Here is a 23610-nt window from a genome sequence, read left to right as displayed (position 1 = left end):
TAAATAATGGACGCTATTCACATTTTACGGAAAAAGAAATATATTGCCGACTTTGAAATTTTTGTTATGGTTTTGTCAGCATTAGAATGGAGAAAGCATAATGGAAATATAAAGCTGGTAACTGATCAGTTGGGACTAGATTTTGTTCAGAAACATGGAATTGCCAATGTATGGAATCGTATAGATGTATCATTGGATGAATTAAATGAATTGCCAATTCGTGAAAATGTATTTTGGGCAGGGGCTAAAATAGTAGCTTTACAGCAGCAAAAAGCCCCTTGTGTCATGATGGATTTAGATTTTATTGTGTGGAAGACATTGGATTTTAGCAAATATGAGAATGAAGTAGCTGTTATTCATCGGGAAGCCATTGATATGTCTATCTATCCTCCTAAAGAATTTTTTCATGTTAAGGACTATGCCTTTGATACTCGTTGGAATTGGTCGGTTTTGCCGTGCAATACAGCCTTTTCTTTTTTTGGCAATGAACTGCTGCGCAGGATGTATTGTGATGAAGCAATACGGTTTATGTGCCATGCTGATGTAAAGGACGATTATTTGTGTTATATGGTATTTGCAGAGCAGCGATTGTTGGCCATGTGTGCAGATATGCTGCAGTGTCGCATACATAGTTTTTGTCAGCTGAGGGATTTATTTGATGGCAGGCAGAACGTATTTACCCATATTTGGGGCGAAAAAGAGACGCTGCGGAAGAATAAAAGGCGAATTGTCAAGCTAAGTGCAACTTTTTAGAGTAATGTACTTCGTATGGCGTTTTGTATCCTAAACATTTTCGGGGACGGCGATTTAGTTCTGCAAAAACAGCTTGCACATAGGCTTCTGGAACGAGTGTGATGTCCGTCCCTTTCGGGAAATACTCTCGGACTAGGCCATTGGTATTTTCGTTGCTTCCCCGCTGCCAGGGCTGATGCGGCGGCGGGAAATAAAACGGCACGCCGTTCAAGGCCTCCGTGACAGCGGCATGATGGGCGAACTCTTTTCCTCTGTCCGGCGTAAGGCTTTTTACAGGTTGCCCTTGCAGTACCTGAAGCAATACCGTATTGACGGCTTGTGCTGTCTTTTTGGCTGCTTTGCCTCCTACCAGATACCGGCTCTTTCTATCTACCAACGTAACCAGACAGGCTTTTCCTGTCTTTCCTGCTATGGTATCACATTCCCAATGTCCTCGCCGGGAGCGGTTAGCGGCTCCTGCTGGCCGTTCCGAAATATCGTGAGAGATGGGAATAGAACCCCGTCGTTCCTGATATTGCCGGGTATGCCGGGATTTTCCATGATGCCGCAAGCGGCGGACCGCACCGCGGGACCCATGGGAGGACGACGTTTCATCAAACATACCGGCATATATGGCGCGGTAAATCGTTGCATAGCTAAGGAGTGCCTTCTGATGTTCCAGCTGCAAGCGTCCGGCAATTTCTTCTGGGGACCAATGATGCACCAGGAAGAGATTTTTAACCAATGCGAATAGCTCGGCATTCTCTAACCGCTTGTGAGGCTTGCATGCCTTACGGCGGCGGGCATACTGTTGTTGTGCGGTGATGGGCAGATACTTGCCGTTCACTGTATTTCTGCGTAGTTCCCGTGAGATCGTGGATTTATCTCGGCCGAGGGCCGCCGCAATTCGAGAGATAGAATAGGACTGCGCGCGAAAAAAGAGTAGATTTTCTCGTTCAGATAGAGTAAGATGATGATAGTGGCACATAGGTTTCCTCCGAGATATAGATTTTGTTTGGTAGCATTATTATATCAGAAACCTATGTGTCATTTTTTATAGGTGTTGCACTTGTATTGTAAATTCGCCAATATACAATGACATGTTTTGCCATAGATGCATGCGAAGAATTAAGCGTGACTTTCCCCAATGGGCAGAATGGCTGAAGTATTATGAGTGGTTTCGTACATATATGAAAGTGTAGGTCTGTCAATGAGTGATAAAATTGAAAGCAAAAAAAAATGTAAAAAGTACATTGAAAAATGTATAGAAGAATATATTGAAACCCATCTTGTCGAGTTAAAAAGAAAATTTATTAATATAGATGGGTTAGTAAGCAAAGAAGAATATGATGAAAAATGCCAAGCTTTTGATGAGAAGAAAGAGCAGGTGGAACAATTAGAACAAAACTTGGCTGCCTGCGAAAAGGAGAAACAAAATATAGAAAAACGGCTCAAAGAAAAAACGAAGGAATGTGATGAAAGAAGTTCGAATTATAATGAGCTGAAGATGCAGCAAAAAGAACTGAAACAGGAGTTGGATGTCTGCAGAGAAGAAAAAGAAAAGGCAGAAAAAGCTCTCGAAGCAGGAAAAAAGACGCTTGAAGATGCAGCAGAGATAAAAAAACAGCTAGCAGATTATGAAAAATGTTATGGGGAAATAGAAAAAATATATCAGGAATATCAAACGTTAAGCGATGACGTTAGAACTGAAATTAAGGGGTTGTTTGGCCGGGCAAATACGCCGATATCATTTTTCTGCTGTGCTTTGCAGGAAGATCGGTTAGATAAATTTTGGGATTATATCTGTAATAAAATTAATAATCGCCAATTAGAACAGACGCAGGTACAATGTCTTTGCCGGATTTTTGATTTTTGTTTTGACCGGGTAAATGACAGTCAGCAGTATCCTTTGTATAAGCGTTTGGACATACAGAGGAATATACCTTTTGATAGTCGCTGGATGAGAAAAACTTCTGATAGCAGTCAGTTAGGTATAGTCCAAGCAGTCGAGCTGTCAGGGTATTCGCATGCTGTGTCCGGCAAAATAGTAAAGTACAGTTTGGTCACGGTTGGAAAAGGGGAACAGTGAAATGACAAAAATTGTGAGCCGCTTGCCTATAACGGCAGGGGAATTGGATGTATGGAATCAGAATACTATTGCCGCGTGGATAGATGAAGACTGCCGTGAACTCGAGAGGCAGTTAGAAAATCTTTGTAAATATGTAAATGATAGATTGATAAATGATAAAAGTGTTTTTATGTCAAATAAGGGCGTATGGTATATTCCTGATATTGTAGGATTATTTCCTGATGTGAATCATTGTGGATATTTTGTTTCTTCTGCAGTTCCTTCGTCAAATGTATATTCGACAATAGCAAATACATATGGAGTCAAGGAAGAAAATATTTTTATCTTTAGCCAATTTGATGGGACGCTGCCAAGTTGTGAAGAAGTAAAAAAATGTGTTGCTATTCCATTGATACGAAGCGGCGGTTATATTCAATTAAATGGTATGCTTAGTTATGGTTTGGCTTATAGGCAGGAAAATACGATTTGGGCCTATAATTTATATGATGGAGAAGACAGAGAATTTGGTAGATGTACTTGTACTCGAACGATTGGGGTTATGCCTATATATCGTTTAAAGGGAATAGACGCACAGCCAATCACGGGGATAGAAACTTTGCTTTTATGGGCTAAAAATGGACTTAGGCCAAGTGATAATTGGCTTTCTAATACGGAAACAGCATATGACTTGTTTATGTCATTATATAAAAAATATAGTGATTATTTTATTATTCATGATGAAATAATTGGCCTTGATAAGAAAAAAATTGTAGCAGATTTGGTAGCAGGAACATCATTCGATTTTATAAGCCATACGCCGGAAGAAGCGCAGGCTGTCATACAGTCCCGTGAAGTACGACGTGATAAGCTGTATGCCGATGAACTGCGAATTTCTTTGCTGCAATGTGACAAGCAACGGGCCGACTTAGATGTATACGATGAAAATATTTTATTTGATCCTAATAGGGGACATTGGGATTTATGGGACTGGAATGAAGATGAAGAAACGGCAGGGGAATTGGTCTTGCCAGAAGGTTTGACGGCCCGTGATCCGGCTGAGGATATTAATCATGGCATTGTCGGCATCGATTTTGGTACAAAAAGCACGGTCGTCGTCTATGAAAATGAAAATCTTCAAACTTTGCCGCTGCAAGTTGGCAGCGGAAATTACAGTCAGGGTGTGCAGCTGCAGAATTATGAAAATCCCACAGTTGTCCAGTTCATAGATATTGAATCCTTTATGAACGCGTATAAGGCAAGAAAGGGACGGCCATATACGAGTTGGAATGATGTAACTGTTTCCCATACAGCCTATGACAACCTCAGCAACAGCAGCAGTGATAAGTATTATTCATTTTTTGACAGCATCAAGCAGTGGTGCGGCACGGACAAGCAGCGCGTAAAAATTAAAGATGCGAAGGGCGTCATAAAAGATTTGCCGCCGTTTTTGGAATTGATGGATGAGGATATTAATCCCGTAGAAATATATGCTTACTATTTAGGCCTTTATATCAACAATATGCTACAGGAAAAGCACATCTTTCTGCAGTACATCATGTCTTTTCCTGTTACATATGATCGGGGAATCAGGGAAAAAATGCGCCGCAGTTTTGAGGCGGGCATACGCAAATCCCTGCCGACTGCATTATTGTCTAATGAAGAAGCTATGCGGCAGTTTATTGTTCAAGAAGGAGTCAGCGAACCGGCAGCCTATGCAATGACGGCCTTAGAAGAATTTGGCTTTGATCCTTGTGGTGATGCTGAAAATTATTATTCTGTATTTGACTTTGGCGGAGGCACGACGGATTTTGATTTCGGCGTATTGCGGGAATCGGAATCAGATCGTTATGATTATACATTAATTCATTTTGGTGCCAATGGTGATAGGACTTTAGGCGGAGAAAACTTGCTGAAACTGTTGGCATTTGAAGTGTTCAAAACTAATAAGGAAACGCTGCTGAACCCATCAGGCAATACAGATGGGCCTCAGCATAAAATACCTTTTACATGGGCTGCACAAAAGCAAGACTTTGCTGGCAGTGAAGGCCTTATAAAAGATTCTCAAGAAGCACATATCAATATGCACAATTTAATAGAAGAGCTTCGCCCTATTTGGGAGGAACCGGAAGGAGAAACCGCGCAGAAAATGATAGACAGCGGTATTATCAACGTAAATCTTTTTGCTGATGATGGCATGCAGTATCCTAATATGGCACTGGTATTGCCAGCAGTTCAGAAGGAGGGCAATACTGCATCTGATTTGACGAGTATATTGCGGAAGCGAATCGAAAGAGGAATACATAACTTTTTTGTAGCTCTTCGGGAAGCTTTTGATAAAAGTGCCAGTGATGAAACATACAAGATCAAAGCGTTGTCTGACGTAGATGCAATTGCCGTTTTTTTGGCCGGAAATTCTTCTAAATCATCTATCGTTACGGCAATTTTCGATGAGTATATTCGAGAAGACGGAGAGGCTAGAACTATTTTGGGATTTGGAAAAGATCAACCTATGCCTGAATTTGTATTATATCCTGCTTTGGGAACAGAAGAAGCTTATAAAAAACAGGAAGAATTGGGCTTGCCTGTTCAGAAGGATAATTTGGAAAAACCGACTGGAAAGACGGGTGTAGCTTTTGGCCTTCTGCGTTGCCGCGAGGGCGGGAATATTAAGGTCATAGATATAACGCCTGACCATACAAAGGTACAATTCCAGTATTATATTGGGCGTAATAAAAAACGAAAATTTAGAACTGTAATAGACAGAAATACTAAAATGAACCAATGGTATAAGTTTATTGATGCCAGTGCTTCGTTTGATTTGCTGTATACAGATATGCCGATTGCAGCTACAAATACAGCGCCTGTTACGATAGCCAGACAAATTCATGTGACGCTTGATAAGCCTGTTCCTGACGCTTATGTGTATATTCGGCCTATTAATTCTCATACTCTGGAATATGCAATCGCTAAAAACGAAGATGAATTAAATGCAGAGTCTATGAAGAATGAACCGTTTACTATTGAATTAGGGTAGAAAGGGAACGTATGATTCCGTATTTGACAGAAAACACTGTATTTGGGTGCAGCTTAGCGCCGTCTGCAATAATACGGTGCCGAGAAGGTAATAATAGAAAGGTAACGTACAATGGCGTGAACTTATTGACTACAGGGGCTAAAGCACAAGTAAAAGTGGGCATTTGTCCTATCTTGACTGCACAGGCACAGGGCGCTCCGCAGCCGTGCCGATGTTCTCTGGGAACCTGGCGCGGTTTTAAGCGGAATGTTACATTTAGGCAAAGTATGCCATTTTTGACGGAAAAATCCTTTAATGTGTGTACAGTATGCGGAGGCCTCATTCGGGTAAAAGCGAGCATGAATTTTAAAGTCGGAGACGGGAATGACCTGGATGTCAGCGCAGTTAATTGGCTTCATTCGGCCAGCAGGGGAGAGCTTCCTGCTGAGGATAAGGCCATATTTTCCAGGTCTCCTGAAGCCGTCGCAGGCAAGGAGCATCCTGCCAAGATGGAAGCTGAAAATCCTTCAAAGGCGAGAATGCCGTTGACTGTTAATAAGGAAAGTCCAGTTGCAATACGGCAGAGATGTGAAGAAGAGCGAGACGAACCTGTATTAGTGCCTTTGCTGTGCAACATGGACCAAGGGGAAAAATGCAGGACTTGTTTGTATCCAAAGGCATCGACAGAAGTACATAATGATTCATCTGTCTTACGGAAAAATTATGAAAATAAGCCTGAACGCGAAAAAGATGAATATGATATATACTACGAATCTGTCTTGGGGAATAAGAATGAATCGTATTGGACTAATGCAGCACACCACCTTATTTCGGGCAATCAGGTATTTAAAAAATATCCGGAAATCGTGCGTTTGGCGAATTTCTACAATGAGATGAAAAATAGCGGCAATACGACCTATAAAGGGTATGATATAAATGGTGCAGCTAACTGTATTATGCTGATTTCTAAAGATCGGGAATATCGTCAAAAGGCCGATGACGCAGTGAAAAAGAATATTAGTGCGTATGATGCCATGAGCATGACTGGGATTCAATGGCATTTAGGGGGGCATAGTTATACTTTTGCTAAAGATGAAATTCCCATTTTTCATCAGCGTATTAAGCTTTTTACTAAAAAAGAAGCTAAGGAACTAAGAAATTATGCTGAGCTTGTAGAAAATGAGATGAGTAAGATTCAGTTGTCGCTGTGCCAGCGAAAAGTTTGTCGCAATACGCCGCGCCAAAATGCAGCATTTGTCTTACGTATGAATAATCTTTCGACAAAAATAAAAAAATATTTGGCAGCATTCCGAGAAAAACCTCATCACAGTTATCCCTATTATGTATCGTTAGAAGCATTCCGCTATACGTTTGGACTGCCAAGAACAGGAAAAATTGCCGTAGTCAAAGGAGGAAGCAATGATGAAAATGTGGTTTTAGAAAAATATAGGGTGAAGCGTTTTGAAGAGACAATTATCAATAAAGATGCCAATTTGGCATTTAATCCAATTTGTCATCCTTCAGAAATTAATCCGCAGGAATTTGGACTTAGTGACGAAGTAAGCAGAAAAGCTTGTATTTTCTTTTGTGAAAATATTGAACACTTTATTGAGATTGGCAGCGTAGATGTCAATAAACTGCCTTTTCAGGTAGATTCCAAACATATACTGAAGTTGCCTGATTGTTCAGGAAAATCAACAGAAAAAATTTTGCAATCCCATGATACAGAAATACTGGTTTTTCTGCGAAACAGCACAAGTTCCTATGCAGCACCTGTGAGAAAAATTAAAGAACGATTGAGTGAGGCTGGTCTATGAAGTTTTATATCATGTACGCTGAAACTTGTGTAGAGGAATATATAAAATTAAGTGATTCATTGAAAGAACGGTTGTTTTCTGGTTGTTTGAATTCTGAATTTCAATATTTAGACCATTTATTGCTGGAAAGCGAAGTTTCTGAAGACGGCGGCATGGAATTTCCTGATTTTCTTATATCTGGCTGCATACCTCTGGTTTCAGAACGATGTAAAAGGATATTTGATAGTTTGCATATTGATAATTTATTTTATAAGCCTATTAATTTAACATTTAAAGAATTTGGCATTAAGGAATCGTATTGGTTGGCTCTGCCGCCGCGTATTAACTGTTTAAATTGGGATAAATGCGACGTAGCTGTGGAGAATAATGAATTCCTTTCTGCCGAGGAACAGATGCAGGAAGTGATGCATATTAGTATTAATTCAGCAACGGTAGGAAATTATAAAATATTTAAACTGGCTCATGTAGTAAATCAAGAGATTATTGTTACCGAGGAAGTGAAACATGCTGTAGAACATGAAAACTTAAAAAATGTATATTTTAAAGACGTGGAAGGGGAGAATGCAAGTGGCATCGACAATGGAAATTTTAAAACAGACTTCTAAAACTATTTTATTTGAGGAATTTAATAGGGATGATAATGTCCCTGATTTATTTACAATATTGCAGAATAATGATCCAACTACGGAAATGTTTCAGTTGGAATTAAAAAAATTAGAAGTGCATACATTTAAGGAATTTTTAGAAAAGTTTGCTCCTAAAGTGTATGAAATCTGCCAGCAAGATGAAAATGGAAATATTCAGTTCATGTATACAACTGATATTAACGTCGCTAGAAAGACAAATTATAGAGAAACTTCTATTACAGACAATGTGTATTATAAAATGCTTTCTGATTTTTATTATACAAAGGGAAGCAGCGGCAGTTCTAATTTGGAATTTGATGATAAGAAAATATTAGAAATGCTTACGCCGAAACGGGAAGTGGAAGAAGCCAGAAATATACGAAAAAGTTTAAAATATAACCTTGAAAAGTATTATGAACTTAAAGAAAAAGGAGAAAATCCTTCTGAGTATGCTCAGAGATTTATAGAAGACAGAAAGAGGATTACCGAACAGTATAAAAATTCTCAAATGGGTTTATTGCCTGTAGCAATAGAAGATATCAATATAAAAATTAAATTATTAGATGAATATAAAAGTGAATCTGACAATGATGACGTTGTCAATAGACCTATTAGCGGATATTTAGCTTTTGATAATTCAGGCGAACTGATTGTTCAAGAAGTAAAAGAAATAGCCCAAGAAAATGATGACGATACAAAGATGTTGATGCCAAGGCAAAATCTTCCGGCAACGATTACGGACGTACTGGAAAAAGATTATGAAAAAAACGAGTTTCAGCCTAATGAATTTGTAAAAGCATTAATTACTAATGTATATTCCCCCATGGATAATAGTGCCGCATTGACTACGACAGCATCTAAAGAAGAATTATTGAGTAACAAAGAAAAGTATGAAAAAATTTATGTCCGAGCCAAGAAATCATTTATTGATGAAATGACACAGGTTTTAGAAAAATTATTAGGAGTCAAGATATTCTTTGATCATGCAACTGCCGACGGCGGCGATACAGGCTATTTAAAGAGCGGACTTATTGTAAGTAATTGTCCGACAAGCCGATTAGTATCAGATGTTAAAGAGAAGTTCAGTCGTTTTATTGAAGATAGAGGTATTAACCAAGTCGAAGAAAAAATTTGGTTTGCTATTTTGCCTGCTGTTGTAGATGGAGCAGGAATATCTGATAATAGCAGCAGTGATATTGATCCGTTTGCCGATATAAATATTGATGCGCAGGAAAAGAAACAGTCTTTAGATTATTTGGACTTCAATACAGCGAAGATGATGCTGAAGCTGTTAGATGAAAACCGGATCATGACTATTTTTAATTTCAAGGCAGGCAAAGACAATGGCTTTGGCAGCATTACTGCCAGCTATATTAGAAACAAACGGGAGGTATTAAGTGAAGTAAATTATGGACATGCTGTATATTCATATCCGAATTTTACTGTTACAAGAGAACGTAAAGTAAGTGTTGCGGAAGAAGTACAAGATGAAAAGTTAATGCTTACTGTGCCGGATGTGTATATTGATGCAGCCTATCCGGCAGCAGGGCTTCTTGTCGGCAGTCAGCAAACGGATTATTTAGAAAAGCATGGCTTTAAAGTCGATAAAGAAAATGTATGCGTGCGTGTGGACTTGGAAAATGAAGAAATAAAGAAGAACCTTATTACCAAATTTAATCGCGAATTAGTAATGCGCTGGAATAAGGATATAATCGAAGAGATAGGAAAAGATAATTTCGGCTTTGTATTCAATAGTGATAAAATCTATATTAATAATGAGCCAATAAAAAACACGTATGTCTATTTAGCCAGAACGCTGAAGAAAAATACAGAAGGCCAGTATACGCCGATTTATCAGATACTGATGAAAGATTTCGTTCTTCAGTATTTGCGCGGTAAATGGGGCGGTTCGAAAGTTAAATTGGCAAATTTGAAGCAATTTGCAAAGGATGAAGTTGTTTCATGGAAAAGAGCTTCGACAAATGAAAAGATTGTCAACCGGATTTTGCAAAACGGAGAAGAGGTTATCAAAGAAAATGATGATGAAGAAAACAGCAATATTGCTAATTTAAAAATAAAGTTTAATAAAAACGAAATTGCTGTAGAAATTAATATTGATTAATTATAAGAAGGGAGAGGTATTTATGTTATACACAGTAACAATAGTTCCAAGCGACGGCAAAAACATTATTGAATTTGGCAAGACGATGGATGGTGACAAGGATGAGAAACAGATCATTACGGAAGTGAATATTTCTTTTGATACGACCGATGATGATGTAAGGCAAAAATCTAATTCTATGCTAGCAAAGCTGAAAATATGCGGGGAAATAAAGCCGGAAATAACGGACAAGCTGATAGCTGTGTTTAACTGGACTCGAGATCCAAATCAAGATCAATGGTACAGAACTGTAGAAATTGAAATTAAGAGTTCAGAAAACAATGTTGTACGCAGTTATAAATTTGAAAAGATGTTTGTAGTAGACTACATAGAACATTATGAAAAAGAAGATAAAAAATGTACATTTGAACTAGAACTTACGCAGAAGGAAAATTATTTAGACAATATTAACACAGCATCTTGTTGATATTATTTAATACGTAATTTTCAAAGGAGAGCGGCAATGAAGATCAAGGGATTTGACGACGTGTTTTATATTGATGAATTTGAACTGCACAAGCAGAGAGACGGCCATAGTTGCTGTCATTTCAGCGCTGCCATATCAGAGGATACAGCAGATAAGTATGCAACGATGGCAGGAACTGCAGCTTTAGTGCAGTTAGACGATGGCATGCCTGTTTTCAATGGCATTATTCAGGAAATCAGTATTGAAAAAACGTATTCGGTTACATCCCTTGATGTAACCTTGACATCCCTTTCTGTGCTTTTAGATCAAGATGAAAAAAACAGAATATTTCAAGATCCGCAAAAGAAATTTTGTGATTTGCTGTCAGCACAGCGGCTCGCACTATCAGCGTGCGAGCTGCGTCTGGCAGACAAATTAAAGACAGAAATTTATGAAGCTGTTGCAGTACAAAGTCAAGAAACTGATTTCGCTTTTATACAGCGTATAGCTGCGTGCTGTCAGACGCACCTGTGGGTTAATGACGTATTTGCAGATAAAGTTATTATCGCCATTGATGATGTTAATATAAATCAGCGGGTAATGAAGATAGAAAATGAGGAGATTATTGCCTCTAAATACAAACAGCAGTGCAGAGGAAAGAAGAAATGGTACAGTCAAGATATAAAACTTCAAAAGTATATTGAATTAGGGCGTATTGTAACATTAGGAAAAAGCAGTACAAAATATGTAATTACAGCTGTTACTGTAAGGAAAGTACACGAAAGCACTGAATTTACATATGAAATTGAAGAATTGAAAAAGAAAGATATACCTAAAGGGGCGGATAAGTTTTCTTTGGAAAAAACGATAAAGCTTAAAGCTCGGGTTACTAATGTGAAAGATCCGGAACATAGAGGCCGGATTCAGGTTGAATTTATTGATGACTATGTAGAAGATATGGACCGAACTGAAAGTAAGAGGGCTTGGTTTGATTATGGTACTTTCTATGGCGGAAAACGGGGAGGTATTGTTTTTCTTCCTGATGTAGGAGATGTAGTCGAAATTCTCTTCACTAATGGAACTTGTTTTGCATATTCGGCATTACGGCAGGAAGCTTTAGATGAAGAATGCAGCAATGTAGAAGAAAAATATATTGGAAATAATACGAAGCAGCGTATCTTTTGGAAAAATAATTCTTTAGAGCTGCATTCATTTGAAAATAAAATATATATGGATGAAAATAAAATTGAATTATGTGTAGGCAGCAACCAGGTTTGTATAGATGAAGATAAAATATTATTAAAAACGGCTGAAAACGAATTAGTTTTGCAGAAAAATGGCATTCTAATTCAGGCTGATAGTACAGTAGATCAGCAGGCTAAGACGATACAAATCAAAGGAAATAGCAAGGTGCACATGGAATCTGGCGGTTCTGCAACTGTAAAAAGCAACAGTTCTTTGAATTTGCAGGGCAGGACTGTGCATATTTCTTAATAATGGAGAAGTAAAGATGGAACGTAATTTACAGAGTAAGATTACTGATATTATCGAAAAATCAACTATAAAAGATAGCGAATTAAAAAAAATACTGACTAGCACATTTTCTGCTTTATCGATATATGAAGATATTGTATTACAGCGTGTAGAAAAGAGAGTAAATAATTTTTTTGCCGCAGTGCAGAATGATTGGAGCGTAGTGTGGAACATTACTACCGTGTTGGTAAAAAAAAATGATATTGCGAAAATGGCAGAAAGAGGATTCCAGGAAATTCATGTAGGCAATAGTCTTTTTGGGATTGCTGATTCTATGGAATATGATGCAGCGTTTTATCAGCAGGAATGTCAATTTTTCTTAAATTGCACATATGATAAGTTATCTGAAATTTGCAGCAGAACATATACAGGCACTATTTGCTGTGATAACGATACTAGAGAATTTACATATTCTTTAGTGCCTCACTATCGATTTATTGAACAAGAAAATTTATTATTTTTCTTAGCTGATATGTATCATATTACCAAGCCGGTCATATATTCGCCGTATGCGCGGCATGCTGTTGATATACGATTGGAAAATGTGGATGTACAAGACCTATGGCAACATCATTGGCCGGTTAACTTCCGTCTTGAAGAAAATGGATTAAAGAATGTTTTGCTGACAGAATATTGCCTGATGTGGAATATTGAAGTAGAAGATAGTGAAACAGGCCTGCCGCCTCTGCATCAAAGCCAGGATACAGGCGGATATGAATATTTTTATGAGGATACTCACGCTGCTGCATTTATATATCCCTTGGCTCCTTGTGACGAAATTCGCAAGGGACAAGATAAGATAGAAATTTTTTGTCATGAAGAACTGGAAGATATTCAGTATAAAAAGGTTAGCATTCATGATGTGAAAGGTGAAGAAATATGTTTTGAAAATAAGTTCCGAAATGAAAGATTTGATACAGCCATACCTCTGCGGACTAGAGCCGATATTACGCAAGTATTATCCAGATTTCAGCATAAAAATTTTTCTTGTGAATTTTGCTGTGTAGTAAAAAGAAATCGAGAAAATCGTAAAGTTATTCTTCGGTATAAAAGAGGGCATAGGTACTTTGCCAATCAAAATGAATTGTATTTGACGGATTTGCGCTATAAGCCTTGTTGTATTGTTATGTTTGAGGGAGAGGGAATTTTTTTAACAGATTATGCAAATTATGTGTTGCATTTCATGGAACAACACTATCCTGAATTTACTTGGATAGGCGTTACAGAAAGGGAAGAGGTATGAAATATTTATGGCAGGTATATGATGAAACAAAGAGATATAACGTTCCGAAACAACTTGCAGAACCATATTCAGAGGTACAAGAGGATAATGGTAACTGCGTAGTGGTAAGTCCGCTTTTTCGCTTTGAACCTGTTTTTTCTGCTTTGCTTAAGGCGTGGCAGGATGAAATAATAGATGAAAAAGTTGTAAAAGAGATAGAAAATATATTATACCATTATTTAGCCTATTTAGATTACATGGCAGGAATGCGATTTTGCCTGCTCATGGAAAGAGGGATTGAACAAGAAATTTTGCAGGGACATTGGGGTATCAATGTGAGGAAAATGTATTTACTGCTGACGGAAACTGAAAAAAAACAGCTTTTGAATTTGCTTAGGAAAAAGAGAATAATGAGGAATAAAAAGAGTTTTTTTTGCGAAGCAGTAACGAATTTTCTAGGGTATACGCAATTGTACTATTATGGCTATGAAAGAAAATTTCTTTTATATATTCCGCATATAAAGACAAGCGAAATGGAAAACAAACTTAATTTAATCCGGGATTTGTTTTTTGACGTGACTGCTGGGATAGAAATCTTTTGGGATCAGCATATTGGATTCATTGGACAAGAGCAAACGATGAAGATAGATCAAGTTATTATATATTGAGAAAGGGCCTATATGTATGGGAAAGGAAATAGGAATTGATTTTGGAACGACGAATACAGTCGTTTCATATTTTAATAAAAAAGGGAAATTACGCCAGTTAAAATATAAAGGCGACGAAATTATTCCCTCAGCTATCTATTTTTATAGTAAAAATGAATACGTCATAGGCAGCTTAGCTAAAAGACTTATTATATTCGATAACCAAAAACAAGCGGGGGTTTTGAATTTTAAGCCTAAAATTGGTGAAAAAGAAAAGATTGTCGTTACAGCAGAAAATGGGGACACATTTTCCATTCGACCTCGTGAAGTAGCGCGTTTATTTTTAAATGAAATTGTTCACGGCATAGAAGAAAAATTGATAAAAGAATTCGGTCCGATAGAAGGGTGCATCGATAAAACGGTTATTACTGTTCCGGCTAAATTTAATTCAACTGATAAAGCAGCGATTAAGAAGGCAGCTAAAGATGCAGGGTTTAAAACCGCTAAATTAGTGGCAGAACCGACGGCGGCGGCAGTAGCCTGCCAGGAAGATATGGGATTGGACGAGGGGGATATTCAGGACAAGGCGATTTTGGTCTATGATTTTGGCGGCGGTACTTTTGATGTGTCAATTATTCGCAAAGAAGGAAATAAATTTCAGGAAATTGCAACGAACGGCGACAAGAACTTAGGCGGCAATACGCTGACGGATCGTCTGGCTGAAGAATTACTGAATCGGATTAATGATGAGTATGGCATGGAATTACCTTTTTCGGAAGATGAATTCGACGAGTCATATTATACAATGCCTCTCATTCACTATCGTCAAAATATGTTAGCAATATGGCAAGCAGCAGATGTCATTAAAGAGGAATTATCAGAATCGGCGGAAGCGAGGAAAGTATGCAATATTTGGCTAGATGACGGTACTTCGGCTATGTATGAGGCAGAATTTTCTCGCAATGAATTAGAACGATATATTAGCAGAGATGTGCAGAGAACTATTGATATTACGATTCGGACCATTGAAGAAGCCAGGGAGATGGGTGTAGAAAATATCAGTCCTATTGTATTGGCCGGCGGCAGTTCCAATATACCTTTCGTCAAAAAATCCTTGGAGGATAAACTCGTTAAAGATGAAATCATATATGGTGATGATGTGTCGACGCTGATTTCACGAGGGGCAACCATTTTAGCTGAATGTGACCTAGCAGACGAACTTCACGATGGGAAGACGAATGTACAGACTGGCATAGCCGTAACATCAGGTGTGCAATATGGCAAGTTCCAGGCGATTATTCCAGAAAATGAGCCTCTGCCTTGCAGCAAGACGAGAAGGTTTAAGTTAATGCACGATGGACAGCAGCGGTTAGAAATACACCTTTATGAATGTGATGTAAAAAATTTTCCCAAAGCTGTACGGATTGATGACAACGGCATAACCCTGATTGATACGTTGATTATCGATGATTTGCCGGCAGGATTGCAGAAAGATAATACAGTCATAGACGTAGAGATTACAATACAAAAAGATGACACGCTGGCTGCTGTAGCTACTGTTAAAGACGGAACTGGTAATACGATTCAAAGCGGTAGCGTGTCAGTTAAGAAAGAGAGTGATTTAGAGTGAGTCTGTTAGTAGAGCATTTGAGAAATCAATATGTTGCTTATAAATCATGGAATAGGGCGGTTGTATTAAAAAGGTTGAGAGAACGATATCCTGTTCTAGTAAAAAAGGCTCCAGAAGGGCTTGTGCCGCTTTTAAAGAAACAACCGGTTTCTGCTGATAATTTTGTTCAGTCCGTGCCGCTTGATTTGAGAGATAGAGAGCATTTTGCTGAATATATGGCCAAAGTAAAGCATATAGACCCTATACTGCAGGTTTTAAGAGAAAATACCATGGGAAAAGAGTATATTAAATATATCGAGAATTATAGGGAACGGGTGAGTAAGGTACTTGACAAGATTAAGGAATTTGATGAAGAAACAACAGAAAATGTAGTAGATACTATACTTGGGCTCATTAGAAAGTACTTGGTGAATTTTATAATCGGTGCCTATCGGGGTATGAGGGGAAGTGAAGAAGAAAGCAGAGCTTTTTATGGGCGGCTTCACAGGGCTATAGAAGCGTATTTAGAGCAGATATATGTGAAGGCTCATCCGGTTAGAGAAGGCCGTTCGATCCGGGAAATGGAAGTAGTAAACGATGATAGGAAAGTAGAATTAATAGAAATATTTAAGATTTTGAAGAAAGAAACACAGGAAGAACAATGGTTCAATATAATCGATGAAATAGAATTGCAGCCGCACTTTGTAACCTATATCGATGGGGATGATGAATGCGAATTGGCTTTTCTTGAAGGACAATGTGTTGTTTGGGGGGCGAATTGTCAAGCTAAGTGCAACTTTTTAGAGTAATGTACTTCGTATGGCGTTTTGTATCCTAAACATTTTCGGGGACGGCGATTTAGTTCTGCAAAAACAGCTTGCACATAGGCTTCTGGAACGAGTGTGATGTCCGTCCCTTTCGGGAAATACTCTCGGACTAGGCCATTGGTATTTTCGTTGCTTCCCGCTGCCAGGGCTGATGCGGCGGCGGGAAATAAAACGGCACGCCGTTCAAGGCCTCCGTGACAGCGGCATGATGGGCGAACTCTTTTCCTCTGTCCGGCGTAAGGCTTTTTACAGGTTGCCCTTGCAGTACCTGAAGCAATACCGTATTGACGGCTTGTGCTGTCTTTTTGGCTGCTTTGCCTCCTACCAGATACAGGCTCTTTCTATCTACCAACGTAACCAGACAGGCTTTTCCTGTCTTTCCTGCTATGGTATCACATTCCCAATGTCCTCGCCGGGAGCGGTTAGCGGCTCCTGCTGGCCGTTCCGAAATATCGTGAGAGATGGGAATAGAACCCCGTCGTTCCTGATATTGCCGGGTATGCCGGGATTTTCCATGATGCCGCAAGCGGCGGACCGCACCGCGGGACCCATGGGAGGACGACGTTTCATCAAACATACCGGCATATATGGCGCGGTAAATCGTTGCATAGCTAAGGAGTGCCTTCTGATGTTCCAGCTGCAAGCGTCCGGCAATTTCTTCTGGGGACCAATGATGCACCAGGAAGAGATTTTTAACCAATGCGAATAGCTCGGCATTCTCTAACCGCTTGTGAGGCTTGCATGCCTTACGGCGGCGGGCATACTGTTGTTGTGCGGTGATGGGCAGATACTTGCCGTTCACTGTATTTCTGCGTAGTTCCCGTGAGATCGTGGATTTATCTCGGCCGAGGGCCGCCGCAATTCGAGAGATAGAATAGGACTGCGCGCGAAAAAAGAGTAGATTTTCTCGTTCAGATAGAGTAAGATGATGATAGTGGCACATAGGTTTCCTCCGAGATATAGATTTTGTTTGGTAGCATTATTATATCAGAAACCTATGTGTCATTTTTTATAGGTGTTGCACTTGTATTGTAAATTCGCCGGTAAAAAAAATTAAAGGGGCGATTATAGTATGAGACAAATTATTTGGCAGTATATTCGAGCATGTGCCTTTCAAGATATGAAAAGATATATACAGTGGTTTGTAGAGAATGATACTGCATATAACGATCAGTTAGAAGAAAAAGTATATGTCATCATAAATCAGAAGCCCAGGGAAAGTGCTGAACCATTACAGGAAAAGATAGCAGCACTGGAAGGTCAAATTGCTGATTTGCAGAAAGAACTTATACAATTAAGGGAAAAGAGCAAAGAAAATATACGGCAGAGTCAGTTGCAGCAACGTATCAAAGCGTTGGAAGATATTGCAAAGAAGCAGAGTGAACGCATTGATTTATATGAAAAGCAAAATTGTCAATTATATAAAAAACTTGAGGCACTGGAAGAAAAGATAAATCAACAAGCGCAAAAAAATCAAAGCTTAGAACTTAATGTTTCAGAACAGGCTGTGCCGGCGCAGCCTGAGGAAGATTCTTTGTTAACAGCATTTCAAATAGAGAATAGAAGAAACTTGCTTTTGTCAGGAAACGCTGAAGCTATTAAAAACGAGTTGCAGCCAGTACTGCATATAAAGCCAATTTTGGATTATTTGAAGCAATCTGATTTTGAGCAAAAAGCTATTTATATTAAAATGTTTGATAAGCTGAAAAATGATGTGGAAAAATTTATCGATACATTGGTAATTGATAGCGATGATGATGTATTTGAAAATGTGACTGAAGCGTTCTTTAAGATTATCAAAAAAGATTTGCTATCTACTTTGATGGTGGCTATACGTAGGGGAATGAATATTGAAAAAGATAGACCTTTTTATGTACAGCTTTTAGAATTAATTAATACATATTTGCGTTCCTGCTGCATATATACGGAAAAAATAGAAGAAGGCATTAAATATACTGACGCTATTTTAGATAAAATGGAACCACTTAGAAAGCCGACTTCAGATATTGCTAAAGATAAAGAAATCGAAGAAATAGAACGTCTGCCATACTGCATAGATTTTTTTAATGAAGATGGCGAACGGGAATCTATGTGTTATGAAGGGCAATGTGTTATCTTGAAATATGAGGAATGAGACGGAGGAATAGCGTGGCTCAACATTTTATAGGAATAGATTTCGGCGCTTGCAACATAAAAGCTGCGTCATATACGGCTCAGGGCAGGCAGCGAAAAATAAAATTAAATACATCTATTGGCAAAGGCTCAGAGACGCCAAATGTCATTTATTATAAAGATTGTAATGCTTACGATGTAGGAACAGCAGCTCTCCGATCGGCAGAGCTGGGGAATAAGAAGAATATGATTACCTATGTCAAACGAAAACTGGAATTAGAACACTGGTCTGCTTACATAGATAGTTTGGGGCGGGATATAACGGCTATAGAGGCAGCTACAGATATATTTTCCTGGTTGCAGAAGACAATATCTAATACGCTATCGCAGAAGCAAATACGAGCTGTTATTACGATGCCTGTTTGCTTTTCAGAGATGCAGAAGCAGCGGATATATGATGCTGCCATTGCTGCCCATATTGATGTGGAAGCGGTCATTACAGAGCCATTTGCGGCAGCATTTTCTATTGAAAATGTTTTTGATGAAGAAGGGGAGCAAGTTGTCCTGATTTTCGATTTCGGCGGCTCGACATTGGATCTTAGCTTGCTGCGCGTAGAAAACGACGGAGACGGCGAAGTATGCATTACGGAATTAGCGGCCAAAGGAATGCATTATGGCGGAATTGACATCGATTGGGATATATATACTCGGAGTTTTAAGCCTAAGTATGAAGCGGAAATAAAGAATATTATTGCTGCTGAAGATACGTCTGGATATGCAGAACAGGAATTAGTTTCTATTGTCAAGGAATTAAAAGAGATGATTTTTGACAGTGAAGAAGAAAATGCTGAATGTTCTCATATTTTTCGCGGAATACAGAAAAACTATATTTTTGCCCTGACGCGAGATGAAATATATACTGTGTTTTCTGATATAAAAATTAAAGACCGGATTATCCAGTGCTTAGACGAGTTGTTTGATAGTACTGATGAAATTACGAAGGATGAGGTTACACTGGCATGGTCATTTGGTGGGACTTCAAAAATCCCCTATTTTAGGGAGATACTGAGTGAGTATGTAGGAGATGATGTATTCGACAGTGAAGATTGTGATATGGATGAAGCCTATATAGGTATTGCAGCTGGGGCAGCGCATTATTTCTATTTAAAAAACGAAGAAAATGATATCGAAATTCATAACATCATTCCTTTTTATATAGGCATTAATGAAAATAATAGGTTTGTAAAATATATAAACCGTAATGAACGTTATGGATTTGAAACGTTCTATAATCCCTTGCGCATTGCTGATTTAGAAAAAAATAATTATACTATATCAGTTTATCAAACATTCAATGATATTTCCGATGCTCCTATTGATGATGAAGATATTGTATTTATGGGGAAGATTGAACTGGATAAAACCTTGTACACAGACAAAGAAGCTGTTTTATTTAAGATGAAAATGAACGAAAAAGGCGAACTGCACATACGGGTTTATGAATGTCAGGGTGAAGGGCAAGACTGTAATATCGTGCTGATTGAAGATAAAGTTGTGTTGATTGGAGGATAAAGTCATGGATAATATTAGGTTGGAAGAACTGAACGAATTATATGGATATGGTACAGCTATTCTTAAATTGTTAAATGATGAGTTTGAAGAAAGAGAGAGAAAAATCAAAGAGATGACAGAGGCACAAGTAAAAGCAGACCAATTAAAAGACAATATACGGAAAATAGTAGAATTACGGAAAAATGTAGAAGAAATGCTGGAGCAATAAAAAAGGGGGATTTTACTGTGAATAAAATAAGCGCATATGATATGATACGGGACTTACATGATATTTTGACGCAGATGAAGAGTATAGCTGATCAGTATTGTGATGAAATAAAAGCGCTAGAAGAAAATCAGTTGCGATTGACAGAACAAATTAAGCTCTTAAAGACTAAGTTGGAAAAGACTGAAAATGACAGGCAGGCAGTGGAAGAACAGATGAAAATTAATGATATTAAGGCAGAAAAAAATCTAAGAGCTGAGCAAGATAAATATGCTGCCTTATATGAACAGCATCGGAGCATTCAAGAATTAGTGAATGATAGGCTAGTTCATTTGGATTTTCTGGAAGAAGACTTGCAATATATGAGGAGGTCGTGCAAAGAACAACAAGAAAAGGTAGACAAGGAGCGTCGGGAATTGGAAGAAGAACAACGTAATTTTAGAGAAGAAAAAAATAATTTTAAACAGGAAAAAGAGCATTTTGCTATAGAGAAACAGGAGATTTATGATGAGTTAAAAAGGAAGGAAAAGGAAGTAGCCCATATAAAGGAAGAAGTGGATAATAAAGATAAGGTTTTACAAAATATTACTAAGAAATTAGACAATGCAACGAGGGAAGCAACTGCATTGCGTGCTGAGGAAAAAAGTTTACGTGATAAAGTTATAAGATTAGAAACAGAATTGAAAAATCGCAATGATGAATTGAAGGTTGTTGAAAAGCTGTTAGCGGACGAAAAAAGAAAAGCTGTACAGGCAGAAAACAAATTGGATCAATTAAAAAAAAAGGCAGAAAAAGAAAAAAACATAAAAAATGAAGAGCAACCTGATAAAGTGGTGCTGGAATCTGCAACAAAGGATACTCAGACCGCTATAGAGAGTCAACAAGATGTCAGCGCATCACCTGATGATGAATCGCCATCATGGGAGAGAAATTAGTTTTTGATATTTGAGTTATTCGTAGTTATATAAGGAGTAAGGAGACAGAATGGATCGAGAAACAATTCGAGTAGGCATTGATTTGGGAACAACCAATACCTTGGCATGTTATTTAAATAAAAAAGGAAAACTTGATTTAATAAAATTTCCAGGAAGCGGGAAATTGATTCCATCTGTCATTTATGTGGATGAAGATGACAGTAAAAATATTATAGTTGGTTCTAAAGCGCGTAAGATGGGCATATTGGATCCAATAAATGAAATTCGCTCAGCTAAAACGTATATGGGCGATGATAAAAAGACATGGACTTGCAACGGCTTGACATTTACACCGACAGACGTAGCGGCATTAGTTTTGCAGGAAGTAAAAAAAGGAATTCTAAAAAAAATGAAGAGCAGTGAAGATACTGAAATAGAAGCTATTATTACAGTGCCGGCATATTTTAATTCCAAGCAGAAAGAAGAAACGAAAAAAGCCGGAGAAAGGGCAGGTTTTTTTGTCAAGCGTATTATTACCGAACCTATGGCAGCGGCAGTAGCAGCCGTAAAAGAATTGAATTTAAATGAAAAGGTTTTTATCGTTGATCTTGGCGGCGGTACTTTTGATTTAAGCGTGTTAGAAGCAGTGCCGGAAAAACATATTTATAAGGCCTTGGATATTGACGGTGATAAAAAATTGGGCGGAGATGATTTTGACAGGAAGGTGTATGAATATTTTATATCTATTATTGAAGATGACCTTGGCATTGATTTATCTAATCAGAAAAATTCCGGTTTAGACTATAAAGCGTATTATGCCATGGTTGGTCAAGTGCGAGAAGCGGCAGAAATTGCTAAAATTGAATTGAGTGATACGGAAGAAACTATTGTCAATATTCCGAATTTATTTAAATACAATGGTAAATTTTATAATTTTGATATTACTTTTACGCGGAATGAGTTCAATGGCCTATGCCGTGAATTGTACGACAAAATAATAGGACGTATTGAAAACTTCATTGCTTCCAGTAAAAAGTTTGCCTTAGAGGATATTGGCGAAGTCATCCTAGTCGGTGGAAGCTGTTATATTCCTTATATTCAGAATGCCGTTGAAAATATATTTCATATATTAGCCAGCATGGAATTGGAACGAGATACTTTAGTTGCTGTAGGTGCAGGGTTTATTGCGAATTTTGATAATGGCGGCGAGGATGACCCATTTAAAGATATTTTATCTCATTCTTTGGGCATTGAAGTGACGGATCCTCAGACGCATAAATCTACTCTATCAAAATTACTGAAAAAAGGAGAAACTTATCCTTGCCAAAAGAGCGGTATATATACGACAATTTCTGATAACCAAACGGCTATTGACATCAATATATATGAAGCTGGCAGTGATTGCGAAGATATTGCTGACATTGCTAGGCATGATTTTTTAGGCAGCTTTAGATTAGATGGAATAAAAAAAGCACCAGTAGGCGAACCGCAAATTGAAGTTACGTTTAGTTTTGACAACAGTCAGATCCTTACTGTACAGGCTAAAGATTTGGACAGTGGATTTGAAAAAGAAATTGAAGTAAAAAAGGGGGAAAGGGCCGAAAAAATAAAAAGGCAATCGCCTGTAGATTTTATGCTGTTAATTGATACGTCAGGAAGTATGTATGGAACTCCTTTAGCAGAAGCCAAAGAAGCTTGTTATGCATTGTTAGAGGAAATGATTGATTTTACGGTACATCGTGTAGGCTTAGTCACGTTTAGCAGCAATGCTGAAATGGTCAGCGGCTTAAGTGCCAACAGTAATTTATTGGTCAAATATGTACAGAATATGAAAGCCTGGGGTAGTACGAACATGACGGCTGCGTTGCGGCTGGCTTATGGGGAATTAAGCAAAAGTACAAATGAAAAAGTCATTATCATCGTTACGGATGGTGCGCCAGATAATTCACAAAGTACGTTGGATTATGTTGGAAATTTAAAAGGGGCACATATGCGCGTCATATCTATTGGTGTTGGAAGAGGCGTTAATTTTGATTTCTTAAATAGAATGTCTGCTGAAAAAGATGTATATAAATTAGATAATATGTCGAAATTAAAAGATACGTTTAAAAAAGTTGTTTTAAGCGTTACGGAGAAATAATAGAAA

General features: G+C 38.1%; 18 protein-coding genes and 1 pseudogene. 17 read left to right on the top strand and 2 right to left on the bottom strand.

Annotated elements, in window-relative coordinates; translation table 11 throughout:
- The first annotated feature begins 6 nt into the window (after positions 1–6).
- Complete coding sequence (locus DKB62_RS03725; protein ID WP_107195743.1) at positions 7–753, top strand: DUF6734 family protein; 747 nt, start codon at positions 7–9, stop codon at positions 751–753.
- On the opposite strand, the gene DKB62_RS03720 is transcribed toward DKB62_RS03725, so the two are convergent.
- The gene (locus tag DKB62_RS03720) at positions 731–1720 is read right to left on the bottom strand and encodes an IS30 family transposase (protein ID WP_107196804.1); all 990 of its coding nucleotides are present in this window, start codon (positions 1718–1720) and stop codon (positions 731–733) included. The genes DKB62_RS03725 and DKB62_RS03720 overlap by 23 nt on opposite strands.
- A gap of 222 nt (positions 1721–1942) precedes the next feature.
- On the opposite strand from DKB62_RS03720, the gene DKB62_RS03715 reads away from it, so the two are divergent.
- The 11 genes from DKB62_RS03715 to DKB62_RS03665 are packed head-to-tail and all read left to right on the top strand — an operon-like array spanning position 1943 to position 16643.
- Positions 1943–2821 carry a hypothetical protein gene (locus DKB62_RS03715; protein ID WP_107196592.1) on the top strand — a complete coding sequence of 293 codons (879 nt, stop codon included), beginning with the start codon at positions 1943–1945 and terminating at the stop codon, positions 2819–2821.
- A gap of 1 nt (position 2822) precedes the next feature.
- Entirely contained in the window at positions 2823–5834 is a 3012-nt protein-coding gene (locus DKB62_RS03710) for an acetate and sugar kinases/Hsc70/actin family protein (RefSeq protein WP_107196593.1), read from the top strand.
- 11 nt (positions 5835–5845) lie between these two features.
- Positions 5846–7630 carry an AHH domain-containing protein gene (locus DKB62_RS03705; protein WP_107196594.1) on the top strand — a complete coding sequence of 595 codons (1785 nt, stop codon included), beginning with the start codon at positions 5846–5848 and terminating at the stop codon, positions 7628–7630.
- Entirely contained in the window at positions 7627–8235 is a 609-nt protein-coding gene (locus tag DKB62_RS03700) for an imm11 family protein (protein ID WP_107196595.1), read from the top strand. The genes DKB62_RS03705 and DKB62_RS03700 overlap by 4 nt, the downstream gene beginning before the upstream one ends.
- Positions 8198–10378, top strand: coding sequence for a hypothetical protein (locus DKB62_RS03695; RefSeq protein ID WP_157949739.1), 2181 nt, complete (start codon positions 8198–8200; stop codon positions 10376–10378). Before DKB62_RS03700 ends, DKB62_RS03695 begins: the two co-directional genes overlap by 38 nt.
- Before the next feature lie 22 nt (positions 10379–10400).
- Positions 10401–10844, top strand: a complete 444-nt coding sequence (locus tag DKB62_RS03690) for a hypothetical protein (RefSeq protein WP_107196597.1) — start codon at positions 10401–10403, stop codon at positions 10842–10844.
- Positions 10845–10880: 36 nt separating this feature from the next.
- Positions 10881–12317, top strand: coding sequence for a phage baseplate assembly protein V (locus DKB62_RS03685; RefSeq protein ID WP_107196598.1), 1437 nt, complete (start codon positions 10881–10883; stop codon positions 12315–12317).
- A gap of 16 nt (positions 12318–12333) precedes the next feature.
- Positions 12334–13599, top strand: a complete 1266-nt coding sequence (locus DKB62_RS03680; RefSeq protein ID WP_107196599.1) for a hypothetical protein — start codon at positions 12334–12336, stop codon at positions 13597–13599.
- Entirely contained in the window at positions 13596–14246 is a 651-nt protein-coding gene (locus DKB62_RS03675; RefSeq protein WP_107196600.1) for a hypothetical protein, read from the top strand. Before DKB62_RS03680 ends, DKB62_RS03675 begins: the two co-directional genes overlap by 4 nt.
- A gap of 16 nt (positions 14247–14262) precedes the next feature.
- Positions 14263–15855 (top strand): Hsp70 family protein, encoded by a 1593-nt coding sequence (locus DKB62_RS03670; protein ID WP_107196601.1) that lies wholly within the window; start codon positions 14263–14265, stop codon positions 15853–15855.
- The gene (locus DKB62_RS03665; protein WP_107196602.1) at positions 15852–16643 is read left to right on the top strand and encodes a hypothetical protein; all 792 of its coding nucleotides are present in this window, start codon (positions 15852–15854) and stop codon (positions 16641–16643) included. The genes DKB62_RS03670 and DKB62_RS03665 overlap by 4 nt, the downstream gene beginning before the upstream one ends.
- Here the strand turns inward: DKB62_RS03665 and DKB62_RS03660 are convergent.
- Positions 16616–17604: pseudogene (locus DKB62_RS03660) on the bottom strand (IS30 family transposase). The gene DKB62_RS03665 and the pseudogene DKB62_RS03660 overlap by 28 nt on opposite strands.
- 129 nt (positions 17605–17733) lie before the next feature.
- Here DKB62_RS03660 and DKB62_RS03655 point away from each other — a divergent pair.
- From DKB62_RS03655 to DKB62_RS03635, 5 genes are read left to right on the top strand one after another with little or no spacing between them, the layout of a single operon-like run.
- A complete protein-coding gene (locus DKB62_RS03655) occupies positions 17734–18795 on the top strand; it encodes a coiled-coil domain-containing protein (RefSeq protein WP_107196730.1) in 1062 nt (353 codons plus the stop codon).
- Between the two features lie 14 nt (positions 18796–18809).
- The gene (locus DKB62_RS03650; protein WP_157949745.1) at positions 18810–20345 is read left to right on the top strand and encodes an Hsp70 family protein; all 1536 of its coding nucleotides are present in this window, start codon (positions 18810–18812) and stop codon (positions 20343–20345) included.
- 4 nt (positions 20346–20349) lie between these two features.
- Positions 20350–20553, top strand: a complete 204-nt coding sequence (locus DKB62_RS03645) for a hypothetical protein (protein ID WP_107196728.1) — start codon at positions 20350–20352, stop codon at positions 20551–20553.
- A 17-nt stretch (positions 20554–20570) separates the two neighbouring features.
- Positions 20571–21485, top strand: a complete 915-nt coding sequence (locus DKB62_RS03640) for a coiled-coil domain-containing protein (protein WP_107196727.1) — start codon at positions 20571–20573, stop codon at positions 21483–21485.
- Between the two features lie 49 nt (positions 21486–21534).
- Positions 21535–23604, top strand: a complete 2070-nt coding sequence (locus DKB62_RS03635; RefSeq protein WP_107196726.1) for an Hsp70 family protein — start codon at positions 21535–21537, stop codon at positions 23602–23604.
- The last annotated feature ends 6 nt before the right edge of the window (positions 23605–23610 follow it).

The organism is Megasphaera stantonii (assembly GCF_003367905.1).
Lineage (GTDB): Bacteria > Bacillota > Negativicutes > Veillonellales > Megasphaeraceae > Megasphaera > Megasphaera stantonii.
The sequence above is the reverse complement of the archived record's forward strand: the minus strand, read 5'-3'. Positions and strand labels throughout refer to the sequence as shown.

Coding starts and splice junctions, on each gene's coding strand:
- DKB62_RS03655 (WP_107196730.1), top strand. CDS start 17,734: ATGAGACAAATTATTTGGCAGTATATTCGAGCATGTGCCTTTCAAGAT.
- DKB62_RS03705 (WP_107196594.1), top strand. CDS start 5,846: ATGATTCCGTATTTGACAGAAAACACTGTATTTGGGTGCAGCTTAGCG.
- DKB62_RS03715 (WP_107196592.1), top strand. CDS start 1,943: ATGAGTGATAAAATTGAAAGCAAAAAAAAATGTAAAAAGTACATTGAA.
- DKB62_RS03710 (WP_107196593.1), top strand. CDS start 2,823: ATGACAAAAATTGTGAGCCGCTTGCCTATAACGGCAGGGGAATTGGAT.
- DKB62_RS03725 (WP_107195743.1), top strand. CDS start 7: ATGGACGCTATTCACATTTTACGGAAAAAGAAATATATTGCCGACTTT.
- DKB62_RS03700 (WP_107196595.1), top strand. CDS start 7,627: ATGAAGTTTTATATCATGTACGCTGAAACTTGTGTAGAGGAATATATA.
- DKB62_RS03675 (WP_107196600.1), top strand. CDS start 13,596: ATGAAATATTTATGGCAGGTATATGATGAAACAAAGAGATATAACGTT.
- DKB62_RS03690 (WP_107196597.1), top strand. CDS start 10,401: ATGTTATACACAGTAACAATAGTTCCAAGCGACGGCAAAAACATTATT.
- DKB62_RS03720 (WP_107196804.1), bottom strand. CDS start 1,720: ATGTGCCACTATCATCATCTTACTCTATCTGAACGAGAAAATCTACTC.
- DKB62_RS03635 (WP_107196726.1), top strand. CDS start 21,535: ATGGATCGAGAAACAATTCGAGTAGGCATTGATTTGGGAACAACCAAT.
- DKB62_RS03670 (WP_107196601.1), top strand. CDS start 14,263: ATGGGAAAGGAAATAGGAATTGATTTTGGAACGACGAATACAGTCGTT.
- DKB62_RS03685 (WP_107196598.1), top strand. CDS start 10,881: ATGAAGATCAAGGGATTTGACGACGTGTTTTATATTGATGAATTTGAA.
- DKB62_RS03680 (WP_107196599.1), top strand. CDS start 12,334: ATGGAACGTAATTTACAGAGTAAGATTACTGATATTATCGAAAAATCA.
- DKB62_RS03645 (WP_107196728.1), top strand. CDS start 20,350: ATGGATAATATTAGGTTGGAAGAACTGAACGAATTATATGGATATGGT.